Below are 11,927 nucleotides of genomic sequence, written 5' to 3'. Positions count from 1 at the left end.
ATTTAATATCTTTGGAGGAAGCATGTTTAAGAATACCCGTTTGTCCGCTTTCCTGGCGGCTGTCCTGTTGTCGGTAACCGCAGCATCGGCTCTGGTGTCCGCTCCGGCCTTCGCTCAAGAAACCCCGGCAACCGACGCAGCTGCGCCAGCGGCGACCGACGCAGCTGCACCAGCTGTTGACCCAGCTGCTGCTCCTGCAGACGCTGCCGCCGCTCCTGCAGACGCTGGCGCGCCAGCCGCTGCTCCAGGTGGCGAGCAAACCGAAGAAGTCTACAACCCGTACGGCCTGCAAGCGATGTGGGAACACGGCGACTTCGTCAACAAGGGCACCCTGATCATCCTGTCGCTGATGTCGATCGGTTCGTGGTACATCATCATCACCAAGCTGATCGATCAGCAGAAGATCATGAAGCAGTCGAAAGACATGCAAGCCAAGTTCTGGAAAGCACCGTCGATCGCTGCTGGTTCGGCTCAGCTGAAAGAAGGTTCGCCATTCCGCTTCATCGCTGAAACCGGCACCAAGGCAACCCAGCACCACGACGGCGCCCTGCTCGAGCAGATCGACCTGTCGACCTGGGTCACCATGCAGATCCAGCGCGCAGTGGACCGCGTCCAGTCGCGTCTGCAAGACGGCCTGTCGTTCCTGGCAACCGTCGGTTCGACCTCGCCGTTCATCGGTCTGTTCGGTACCGTCTGGGGCATCTACAACGCACTGACCGCCATCGGCATGTCGGGTAACGCATCGATCGACAAGGTCGCAGGTCCAGTCGGTGAAGCACTGATCATGACCGCTTTCGGTCTGTTCGTTGCAGTTCCTGCCGTTCTGGGTTACAACTGGCTGGTGCGTCGTAACAAGACCGTCCTGGAAGACATCCGTTCGTTCTCGGCTGACGTTCACTCGGTCCTGATCTCGGGCGCAATGTCGACCTCGAACGCAGCTGCCGCAGCTAAAAAGATTGGATAAACTATGTCGATGAGTGTCGGTTCCGATTCCGGCGAAGATGCACTGAATTCAGAGATCAACACGACGCCACTCGTTGACATCATGTTGGTTCTTCTGATCATCTTCCTGATCACGAGCCCGGTGGTGCTGAATCTGCAGAAAGTGACCCTTCCTTCAGAAGAGAACCAGGTCACCCTGACCAAGCCGGAAGATGTGAATATCACCGTCAATAAAGACGGCGAGATGTACTACAACCAGACTCACCTCGCGAACACGGACGAGCTGTTCAAGTTCCTCGCGGAGCAGTCGGTGAAAGTGCCGCAACCGGCGGTGAAAGTTCGTGGCGACCAGGAAACCCGCTACGAAGCGATCGGCCGCGTGATCTACACGGCACAACGTGCTGGTGTGCAGAAGGTTGGCTTCGTTATCGAGCCACCGGGCTGATAGCCCAGCATGCGGCGCCTGGCTTTCGAGCCGGGCGCCGTAACCTTCTCCCCAACATTAGATAAGGACACACCCATGAGTATGAACGTAGGTGGAGGCGGCTCCGCAGCAGCAGCCGATCCGGAACCGATGATGGAAATGAACATGACGCCGTTGATCGACGTCCTGCTCGTTCTGATCATCATGCTGATTATCACGATTCCGAAGCAAAACCACTCCGTCAATCTGAACATGCCAGTTGGTAACCCGCCGCAAAGCGATATCAAACCGGTGGTGATCACGATCGACGTCGACTTCGACGGTACCATCCTCTGGGATGGCGAAGTCATCCCGGATCGCGCGACGCTCGAAGCCAAGATGAACGCCGTTGCAGCCATGGCCGACCAGCCTGAAGTGCACCTGCGTCCGAATAAGCTGGTAGAGTACAAGGTAGTTGCCGGTGTCATGGCATCCGCCCAGCGTATCGGCGTCACCAAAATCGGCATGGTCGGTAACGAGCAGTTCCAGTAATCGTTCCATGTTTGAACCAACACGGCAGGGCTATCCCTGCCGTGTCCATTTTGAAATAAGGATTTTTCAGATGATCAAGTTCCGTCTCGCTCACCTCAGCCTTGCAATGGCCGCTCTGGGCTTTACCGCGCTCACCCCGGTAATCGGCCTGTCTTCCGCCGTCGCGCAGGAAGCAATGCGCCCGGAGATTGGCAAACCGCTGCAGCAAGCCCAGGCCCAGATGAAACAGGGCAAGCACAAGGAGGCACTGGCTACCCTGCGCGGACTGGACAAGGTGGGCAACAAGACCGCCAATGAAAGCTACCTGATCGAGCGCGTGCGCGCCGGGGCTGCTTCGTCGGCCGGCGATTACGATACCGCCGCCAAATCCTTCGAAGCCCTGCTCGCGTCGGGCAAGCTGAGCGCCAACGAGCGTTCGCAATTCGCCGAAGGCCTGGTGGGCATCTATATGCGTGCAGGCGACCTGAACAAGGCCAACGCCACCATCCAGAACTTGCTCAAGCAGAAGGATGATCCGAAGCTGCGCGCTTACCTGCTGCAGAACTATTACAAGCAAGGCAACACCGCCGCCCTCGAGCAAGAACTGCGCACCATCGAGAAAAGCGGCCGCCTGAGCGAAGACCAGCTCGGCATGCTGGCCAATATCCAGCTCAAGAAGAACGATACCGCCGGCTACGTGCGCACCATCGAGAAGCTGGCCGCCAGCTATCCAAAGGCGCAGTACTGGACCGACCTGCTGAACCGCGTGCAGCGCCAGCCGGGCTACTCGCAGCGCCTGAACGTCGACGTCTATCGCCTGAAGCTGGCCAACAACCTGCTCAAGAAGCCGAGCGAGTACATGGAAATGGCCCAGCTGGTGCTGCAGGCGAAAGCCCCGGCCGAAGCGATCAAGATCATCGACAAGGGCTACAAGGCCGGCGCCCTGGGCACCGGCACCGACGCCGCGCGTCACCAGCGCCTGAAGGACCTGGCCGAGAAGAACCTGGCAGAGCAGAACAAGAACTTCGCTGCGCTGGAAGCCGAGCACACCGCGGTCAAGGACCAGGACTCGCTGGTGGGCCTGGGTTACGCACTGGTGCAGGCTGGCCAGGCCGACAAGGGCCTCAAGATGATGGAAGCGGCCATCAAGGCCGGCGGCCTGAAGAACCCTGAAGACGCCAAGCTGCGCCTGGGCGAAGCCTACGCCGCTGCCGGCAAGAAGCAGCAAGCCATCGCCACGCTCAAGACCGTGGGCGGCAAGGACGGCACCGCCGAACTGGCCCGCTACTGGATCCTGGCGATCAACAATCCGCTGTCCTGATCGAGCCTGTCCCCGCGCAGGCGGGGATCCAAGCTGCGAAAACGCCGCCTTCGGGCGGCGTTTTTTATTGCGCCATTCGATAACATGAATGGGCAGATCCATGGCCATCGCCTCGGTGCAACAATCGCTTTACCGTATAATCAGGGTTTTGGCGCCGCTCCATTGTCGCGCGGCTTGCAACCGGACCCAGATTTGATGAAGGTATTTCGCGGACTTCCCAACGACAGGGCGCGCGCGCCCTGCGCGCTCACGATCGGCAATTTCGACGGCGTCCATCGCGGCCACCAGGCCCTGCTGGCCCATGTGCGCAGCGCCGCCGCGGGGCTCGGCCTGGAAGCGGCCGTGATGACGTTCGAACCCCATCCGCGCGAATACTTCGCCCGCAAATCCGGCGACCTGTCGCGCGCCCCGGCCCGCATCGCCAACCTGCGCGACAAGCTCGAGGATCTCGACCAGGCCGGCATCGACCGCGTCATCGTCGAGCATTTCAACGAACAGTTCGCCGCCATGTCGCCGCGCGACTTCATCGAGCGCGTGCTGGTCGACGGCCTGCACGTCAAGTGGCTGATGGTCGGCGACGATTTCCGCTTCGGCGCCAGGCGCCAGGGCGATATCGCGATGCTGGTCGAGGCCGGCCGCGAATTCGGCTTCGACGTCCACACCCTCGACGCCGTCATGCACGGCGACCAGCGCATCTCGTCCTCGGCCGTGCGCGCCGCCCTGCTGGAAGGCGATTTCGTCCGTACCAAGGAATTGCTCGGCCATCCGTATGCGATGTCGGGCCATGTGATCCATGGCCAGAAGCTGGGCCGCACGCTGGGCTTTCCGACCATGAACCTGCGGGTGGCGCACCGCCCTGCTCTCTCGGGCATCTTCGTCGTGCAGGTGCACGGCCTGGCGGACGCGCCGCTGCCGGCCGTGGCCAGCCTGGGCGTGCGTCCGACCGTCGAGGATGCCGGCCGTATGCTGCTTGAAGTACATGTGTTCGACTACGCCCAACAATGCTACGGCAAGCTGGTGCGCGTGGAGTTCCTGGCCAAGCTGCGCGACGAAGAGAAATACGACGACCTGGCCACGCTCACTGCCGCGATCGACAACGACGCGGCCCAGGCGCGCGCCTTCTTCGCCCACCGCAACAGCGCGCTGACGGCGACCGACCGAATTTGAGCGCGCTTCCCGAGCCGCGATGGCTTGCCGGAAGCGCCTCACCCGACTCTGCCGCGGCGCGCTGCGCCGTGCACACCGAACACTTACCAGAAGAAGCTTATGTCCGATACCAAACAAAACAACGGCCAGTCCCAGGCACCTAAGGGCCAGAAAAAGCCTGAAAGCAAATACCCGGTCAATATGACCGATACCCCATTCCCGATGCGCGGCGACCTCGCCAAGCGCGAGCCGGGCTGGGTCAAGCAATGGCAAGATAAAAAAATCTACGAGCGCGTGCGCAAGGCCGCCGCCGGCCGTCCGACGTTCATCCTGCACGACGGTCCGCCGTACGCCAACGGCGACATCCACCTGGGCCACGCCGTCAACAAGATCCTGAAAGACATGGTCATCAAGTCGCGCACCATCGCCGGCTTCGACGCGCCGTATGTGCCGGGCTGGGATTGCCACGGCATGCCGATCGAGATCCAGATCGAAAAACTGTACGGCAAGAACCTGCCAACCGCCGAAGTGCTGCAAAAGGCGCGCGCCTATGCGCTCGAGCAGATCGACCGCCAGCGCGCCGGCTTCATCCGCCTGGGCGTGCTGGGCGAGTGGGACAATCCGTACATGACCATGGCCTACAGCAACGAGGCCGACGAGCTGCGCGCGCTCGGCACCCTGCTGGAAAAAGGTTATGTGTACCGCGGCCTCAAGCCGGTGAACTGGTGCTTCGACTGCGGTTCGGCGCTGGCCGAGGCCGAAGTCGAATACCAGGACAAGCGCGACCCGGCGATCGACGTCGGCTTCCCCTTCCACGAACACGACAAGATCGCCGCCGCCTTCGGCCTGGATACACTCCCGGTCGATCAGGGCTTCATCGTGATCTGGACCACCACCCCGTGGACCATCCCGTCGAACCAGGCCCTGAACGTCGGTCCGGAAGTCGGCTACTCGCTGGTGCGGGTCGAGCGTGACGGTCAGCCGCAACTGCTGATCCTGGGTTCGGAACTGGTGGAGTCGGTGCTGGCCCGCTACAAGCTGGAAGGCACGATCATCGCCACCACCGTCGGCGCCAAGCTCGAAGGCATCCGCTTCAAGCACCCGCTGCACGCCCAGGATCCGTTCTACGACCGCCTGTCGCCGGTCTACCTGGCCGACTACGTGACCGTCGACAGCGGCACCGGCGTGGTCCACTCGGCCCCGTCCTACGGCCTGGAAGACTTCCAGTCGTGCAAGGCGCACGGCATGAAGGACGACGAGATGCTCAAGCCCGTGATGGGCGATGGCCGCTTCGCCTCGAGCCTGCCGCTGTTCGGCGGCATGACCATCTGGGAAGCCAGCAAGCCGATCTGCGGCGCGCTGACCGAAGCCGGCGCCCTGTTCGAACTCAAGATGTTCGACCACAGCTACATGCACTGCTGGCGCCATAAAACCCCGATCGTCTATCGCGCCACCAACCAGTGGTTCGCCGGCATGGACATCACGCCGAAGGACGGCGGCCCGACCCTGCGCGAGACCGCGCTGGCCGGCATCGAGAAGACGCAGTTCTTCCCGGACTGGGGCCAGGCGCGCCTGCACGGCATGATCGAGAACCGTCCGGACTGGACCCTGTCGCGCCAGCGCCAGTGGGGCGTGCCGATGGCCTTCTTCGTGCACAAGGAAACCGGCGCCCTGCACCCGCGCACCCCAGAACTGCTGGAGCAGGTGGCCAAGCTGATCGAAGCCGGCGGCATCGACGCCTGGCACAATCTCGACCCGGCCACCCTGCTGGGCGAGGACGCCGCGACCTATGAAAAGAACAAGGACACGCTGGACGTCTGGTTCGATTCGGGCAGCACCCACCAGACCGTGCTGCGCGGCTCGCACAAGGCGCAGTCGAGCTTCCCGGCCGACCTGTACCTGGAAGGTTCGGACCAGCACCGCGGCTGGTTCCACTCGTCGCTGCTGACCTCGTCGATGCTCAACGGGACCCCGCCCTACAAGGCGCTGCTGACCCACGGCTTCACCGTCGACGAGAACGGCAAGAAGATGTCCAAGTCGCTCGGCAACACGATGGCGCCGCAAAAGATCTCGGACACCCTCGGCGCCGACATCCTGCGCCTGTGGGTGGCCTCGACCGACTACACGGGCGAATTGTCGATCGGCGAAGAGATTCTCAAGCGCGTGACCGAGTCGTACCGCCGCATCCGCAACACGCTGCGCTTCCTGCTGGCGAACACCTCGGACTTCGACCCTGCCCTGCACGCAGTGCCGATGCCTGAATTGCTCGAGATCGACCGCTATGCGATCGCCTCGATGGCGCAGTTGCAGAACGACGTCGCCGCCCACTTCGAGCGCTACGAGTTCCACCCGGTCGTGTCGCGCCTGCAGAACTACTGCTCGGAAGACCTGGGCGGCTTCTACCTCGACATCCTGAAGGACCGCCTGTACACCACGGGTGTGGCGTCTACGGCGCGCCGCTCGGCCCAGACCGCGCTGTGGCACATCGCCCACTCGCTGCTGCGCGTGATGGCGCCGATCCTGTCGTTCACCGCCGAAGAAGCGTGGGAAAAGTTCGCAGGCGCCGAGGCGTTCGCCGCCAGCGACGAGACCATCTTCACCCAGACGCTGTGGACCTTCCCTGCACTGCCGGATGCCGAGGCTCTGCTGGCGAAATATGCGCTGCTGCGCCAGGTCCGCACCGACGTCACCAAGCAGCTCGAAGAAGTGCGCGCCTCGGGCGCCATCGGTTCCTCGCTGCAGGCCGAGCTGGCGATCAAGGCCGCGGGCGAGAAGTACCGCGCGCTGGCCAGCCTGGATGACGACCTGAAGTTCGTCTTCATCACCTCGCAGGCGACCGTCAGCGAAGTGGCGGCCGAAGCCGACGAAGCCGTGGAAGTGGCGCCGTCGACCTTTGAAAAGTGCGAGCGCTGCTGGCACTACCGCCGCGACGTCGGCCACGACCACGCGCATCCGACCTTGTGCGGCCGCTGCACCAGCAACCTGTTCGGCGCCGGCGAGAAGCGCCGCTACGCCTAAGCTCCTGCGGGTCGATCGACCCGCGGGTTTTCCGCCATGCCGCCGTCCCCGGGCGGCATGGCGCGCACCGACACCACACACCATGGCAACCAAAAAGAAACCAGCCGCATCCGCATCCGGTCCCAAACTTGTCACCCGCAGCACCAGCGCCAGCCTGTTCCCCTGGATCGGCCTGTCCCTGATCATCGTCCTGCTCGACCAGGTCACCAAGATCACCGTCGAACGCACCTTCGCCTATGCCGAGACGCTGCCGATCACGGGCTTCTTCAACCTGATCAAGGTGTACAACCCGGGTGCGGCGTTCAGCTTCCTGGGCGACGCCAGCGGCTGGCAGCGCTGGCTGTTCCTCGGGATCGCGATCGCCGCCGTGGTGTTCTGCATCTACATGATGTCGAAGAACGCGAGCCAGCGCCTGTTCTGCTTTGCCCTGGCCCTGGTCATGGCCGGCGCGATCGGCAACGGCATCGACCGCGTGGTGCATGGCCACGTGATCGACTTCCTCGATTTCTACTGGACCGGCATCGGCCACTTCCCGGCCTTTAACATCGCCGACATCGGCATCTCGGTGGGCGCGGTCCTGTTCGTCCTCGACGAGCTGCGCCGGGTGAACAAGTCCTAGTCGCAAGGAGATTCAACATGGAGCTGAAAGGCAAGCGCATCGTCCTCGGCCTGACCGGCGGCGTGGCCTGCTACAAGGCGGCCGAGCTGTGTCGCGCCCTGGGCAAGCAGGGCGCCAGCGTGCAGGTGGTCATGACCGAAGCGGCGACCCATTTCATCGGCGCGGTCACCATGCAGGCCCTCTCTGGCCAGCCGGTCTACCTGGACCAGTGGGATGCGCGCATGGCCAACAATATGGCCCACATCGACCTGACCCGCAACGCCGACGCCATCCTGATCGCGCCCTGCTCGGCCGACTTCATGCGCAAGCTCGCGCACGGCGCGGCCGACGACCTGCTGTCGCTGCTGTGCGTGGCGCGGCCGCGTCACGTGCCGCTGCACGTGGCGCCGGCGATGAACGTCGAGATGTGGGAAAACCCGGCCACCCAGCGCAACGTCGCCCAGCTGCTTGAAGACGGCGTCAAGCTGTTCGGCCCCGGCTGCGGCTCGCAGGCCTGCGGCGAGACGGGCCTGGGCCGCATGCTCGAAGCCGAGGAACTGGTCGAAGAGCTGATCGCCTCGTTCCAGCACAAGGTGCTGGCCGGGCGGCGCGTCCTGATCACGGCCGGCCCGACTTTCGAGCCGATCGATCCGGTGCGCGGCATCACCAATCTGTCCTCGGGCAAGATGGGCTATGCGCTGGCGCGCGCGGCGCGCGAAGCGGGCGCCGAGGTGACCCTGGTCTCGGGCCCGGTGTCGCTACCCACGCCGCATGGCGTGCGCCGCATCGACGTGCTGACCGCGCAGCAGATGCACGACGCCGTGATGGCGGGCGTGGAAGGCCAGCACGTGTTCATCGGCGTGGCGGCGGTGGCCGACTGGCGCGTCGCCAATGCCAGCGACCAGAAGATCAAGAAGACGGCGGACGGCGCGCCGCCGCAACTGGAATTCGCGCAGAACGCCGACATCCTGGCCGCGGTGGCGGGCACGGTGTCGCTGTCGGGCTGGCCCTACTGCGTGGGCTTCGCGGCCGAATCCGAGCAGCTGGAACAGTACGGCGCCGCCAAGCGCGAAAAGAAAGGCATCCCTCTGTTGGTGGGCAATATCGGCCACCAGACTTTCGGGCAGGATGACAATACCGTGATCCTGTTCGACGAGAACGGCCACACGGTGCTCGAGCGGGCCGACAAGCTCACCCTGGCGCGCCAGCTGGTGTCCGAAATCGCCAAGCGCATCGAACAGCGCTCCCTGCTCACCTAAACCACATGACAAGCATCACATGAAGAATATCGACCTCAAGATCCTCGACCCGCGCATGAAAGAACTGCTGCCGGCCTACGGCACCCCTGGCAGCGCGGGCCTCGACCTGCGCGCCTGCCTCGATGCGCCGCTCACCATCGAGCCTGGCCAGACGGTGCTGGTGCCGACGGGCCTGGCCATCCACATCGGCGATCCGGGCTACGCCGCCATGATCCTGCCGCGCAGTGGGCTCGGCCATAAGAGCGGCATCGTTCTGGGCAATCTGGTAGGCTTGATCGACTCCGATTACCAGGGCCAGCTGATGGTCTCCACCTGGAACCGCAGCGCCGCCACCTTCGTTCTGCAGCCGATGGACCGGCTGGCGCAGCTGATCGTGGTGCCGGTGCTGCAGGTCGGCTTCAACGTGGTGGAGGAGTTCGCATCGAGCGACCGTGGCGCCGGAGGCTTCGGCAGCACCGGCAAACAATAACAACACGTGAGGAGGACCATGATCCCAATGCACCGTCTTCAACGCTTCAAGTCCGCGGCCCTGATCGCGGGCACGGCGGCCTTGCTGGCCGCCTGCAGCACGCCAGGCCAGATGCAATCGTCGAGCACGCCGGGCGTGATCCCGAGCCAGGCGTCGGGCAAACCCGAAGTGACGCCGCAGATGGCGGCGGCGGCCGACACGCTCACCCGCATGGCGACCCAGCACGACCGCCTGTACCGGATCGCGGCCCCCCTCCTGATCGACAACGCCCAGCTGTGCACCAAGCACGCGCGCAACCTGCTCGGCTTCACCGCCAAGAACCGCTACACCTATCCGGGCCAGTACAACGAGGCGGCCTGGGTGGTGCTGGGCATGGGCGAGCGCCTGCAGGTCACCAACGTCCTCGCCGGCAGCGGCGCGGCGCGCGCCGGCCTGCGCCAGGGCGACCGCCTGGTGGCGGCCGGCGGCACGCCGCTGCCCGAAGGCCCGAACGCCCTGTCCCAGGCCGGCGCCGTGTTCGGCCCGATCATGTCGAAGCAGGCCAGCCTGCCGCTGTCGATCGAGCGCAACGGCAACCAGCGCGACCTGACCATCCCGGTCACCCGCGCCTGCGCCTTCGCGATCGAGCTGGGCAACGCCGACAACATCAACGCCTACGCCGACGGCTCGCGCGTGATGGTCACCCGCGGCATGCTGGGCTTCGCCCAGAACGACGACGAGCTGGCCTATGTCGTGGCGCGCACGATGGCGCACAATATGCTGGGCCACGCGGCCACGCAGCGCAACGCCGCCACCATCGGCAGCATCATCGACAACCTCACCGCGATCACGCCCGACACCTCGATGCTGATCGGCAGCGGCGGCATCAAGGCCATGCCGGTGGCCGACGACGTGGCGGCCGACCGCCTGGCCATCTACCTGGTGGCGCGCGCCGGCTACCGCATCGACGGCGCGTCCGCCTTCTGGAAGCGCCTGGCGGCCACCTACCCGGCCCGTATCCTCAACGGCTACACGGCCAACCACCCGTCGACCACGCAGCGGATCGCGGCGATCGACAAGACGGTGGCCGAGGTGAAGGCCAAGCAGAGCGGCAAGAAACCGCTGGTGCCCTGAAAGCCCGGCCATGCCGGCGTGCGCGGCGCTCCCATGCCGCGCACGCCGGCGCCAGCGCCCTCCGCGCTTTTTTTGTATGATTGTCCATCTTGTATCTATCCCGCATACGGCGGCGACCACACCATGGACAGCATCGACCTCGACGTACTGAAAACCTGCGCCGCCTGGCTTGCCGGCGGCCAGCGCTGCCAGCTGGTCACGGTGATCAAGACCTGGGGCTCGAGCCCGCGCCCGGTCGGCGCCACGCTCGCCATCTGCGAGGACGGCCAGGTGGTCGGCTCGGTCTCCGGCGGCTGCATCGAGGACGACCTGATCGCCCGCGTGCGCGACAACGGCATCGAGATCACCCTCCCCGAAATCATCAGCTACGGCATCAGCGCCGACGAGGCGCACCGCTTCGGCCTGCCCTGCGGCGGCACCATCGAGCTGGCCATCGAGCCGCTGTCGATCGAGAGCCGCATTCCCGAACTGCTGGCGCGCCTGGATGGCGGCGAGCTGGTCGAGCGCCGCGTGCACCTGGCCAGCGGCGCGGTCAGCCTCGAGCAGGCCCAGGCCAGCGCCATCCAGCGCATCGAGGATGGCGTGCTGCACACCCTGCACGGCCCGCGCTGGCGCCTGTACATCATCGGCGCCGGCCCGCTGTCGCGCTTCCTGGCCACGATCGCGGCCGGCATGGATTACCGCGTCACCGTGTGCGATCCGCGCGAGGAATACCGCAGCGGCTTTTCCATCCCCGGCGTGAGCCTGGTGCACGCCATGCCCGACGACCTGGTGATCGAGGCCAGGCTCGATGCGCGCAGCGCCGTGGTGGCCCTGACCCACGATCCCAAGCTGGACGACCTGGCGCTGATGGAAGCGCTCAAGTCCGACGCTTTCTATGTCGGCGCCATCGGCTCGCGCGCCAACAACGCCAAGCGGCGCGAGCGCCTCAAGCTGTTCGACCTCACCGAGGCCGAACTGGCGCGCCTGCATGGCCCGATCGGCATCTACATCGGCAGCAAGACGCCGGCCGAGATCGCGATCTCGATCATGGCCGAGATGACGGCCGTGAAGAACGCGGTGCCGCAGCAGATGCTGGTGCCGCACGCCGCGGCGCTGACGCTGGCCAGCGCGGCCTGAATCGGTAG

General features: G+C 64.8%; 11 protein-coding genes. All 11 read left to right on the top strand.

Features of this window, described 5'->3' with window-relative positions:
- Positions 1 to 22: 22 nt before the first annotated feature.
- The 11 genes from HMPREF9710_RS09280 to HMPREF9710_RS09230 all read left to right on the top strand — a co-directional run bounded on the left by HMPREF9710_RS09280 (position 23) and on the right by HMPREF9710_RS09230 (position 11,919).
- Positions 23 to 964 (top strand): MotA/TolQ/ExbB proton channel family protein, encoded by a 942-nt coding sequence (locus HMPREF9710_RS09280; protein WP_205289006.1) that lies wholly within the window; start codon positions 23 to 25, stop codon positions 962 to 964.
- A 3-nt stretch (positions 965 to 967) separates the two neighbouring features.
- On the top strand, positions 968 to 1,387 hold the full coding sequence (locus HMPREF9710_RS09275) for an ExbD/TolR family protein (RefSeq protein WP_005665791.1): 420 nt from the start codon (positions 968 to 970) through the stop codon (positions 1,385 to 1,387).
- A gap of 75 nt (positions 1,388 to 1,462) precedes the next feature.
- Entirely contained in the window at positions 1,463 to 1,897 is a 435-nt protein-coding gene (locus HMPREF9710_RS09270) for an ExbD/TolR family protein (RefSeq protein WP_005665790.1), read from the top strand.
- Between the two features lie 70 nt (positions 1,898 to 1,967).
- The gene (locus HMPREF9710_RS09265) at positions 1,968 to 3,197 is read left to right on the top strand and encodes a tetratricopeptide repeat protein (RefSeq protein ID WP_005665788.1); all 1,230 of its coding nucleotides are present in this window, start codon (positions 1,968 to 1,970) and stop codon (positions 3,195 to 3,197) included.
- 195 nt (positions 3,198 to 3,392) lie between these two features.
- A complete protein-coding gene (locus HMPREF9710_RS09260; RefSeq protein WP_005665787.1) occupies positions 3,393 to 4,364 on the top strand; it encodes a bifunctional riboflavin kinase/FAD synthetase in 972 nt (323 codons plus the stop codon).
- Positions 4,365 to 4,463: 99 nt separating this feature from the next.
- Positions 4,464 to 7,361, top strand: a complete 2,898-nt coding sequence (ileS, locus tag HMPREF9710_RS09255; protein ID WP_005665786.1) for an isoleucine--tRNA ligase — start codon at positions 4,464 to 4,466, stop codon at positions 7,359 to 7,361.
- An 82-nt stretch (positions 7,362 to 7,443) separates the two neighbouring features.
- Positions 7,444 to 7,980, top strand: coding sequence for a signal peptidase II (gene lspA, locus HMPREF9710_RS09250; protein ID WP_005665784.1), 537 nt, complete (start codon positions 7,444 to 7,446; stop codon positions 7,978 to 7,980).
- Between the two features lie 17 nt (positions 7,981 to 7,997).
- Positions 7,998 to 9,218, top strand: a complete 1,221-nt coding sequence (gene coaBC / locus HMPREF9710_RS09245) for a bifunctional phosphopantothenoylcysteine decarboxylase/phosphopantothenate--cysteine ligase CoaBC (RefSeq protein WP_005665782.1) — start codon at positions 7,998 to 8,000, stop codon at positions 9,216 to 9,218.
- A 19-nt stretch (positions 9,219 to 9,237) separates the two neighbouring features.
- Positions 9,238 to 9,687 carry a dUTP diphosphatase gene (dut, locus tag HMPREF9710_RS09240; protein WP_005665781.1) on the top strand — a complete coding sequence of 150 codons (450 nt, stop codon included), beginning with the start codon at positions 9,238 to 9,240 and terminating at the stop codon, positions 9,685 to 9,687.
- Positions 9,688 to 9,705: 18 nt separating this feature from the next.
- Positions 9,706 to 10,800, top strand: a complete 1,095-nt coding sequence (locus HMPREF9710_RS09235) for a M48 family metallopeptidase (protein WP_005665779.1) — start codon at positions 9,706 to 9,708, stop codon at positions 10,798 to 10,800.
- 123 nt (positions 10,801 to 10,923) lie between these two features.
- Entirely contained in the window at positions 10,924 to 11,919 is a 996-nt protein-coding gene (locus HMPREF9710_RS09230; RefSeq protein ID WP_005665777.1) for an XdhC family protein, read from the top strand.
- Positions 11,920 to 11,927: the final 8 nt, after the last annotated feature.

The sequence above is a fragment of the Massilia timonae CCUG 45783 genome, assembly GCF_000315425.1.
In the GTDB taxonomy this organism is placed as follows: Bacteria; Pseudomonadota; Gammaproteobacteria; order Burkholderiales; family Burkholderiaceae_D; genus Telluria; species Telluria timonae.
The sequence above is the reverse complement of the archived record's forward strand: the minus strand, read 5'-3'. Positions and strand labels throughout refer to the sequence as shown.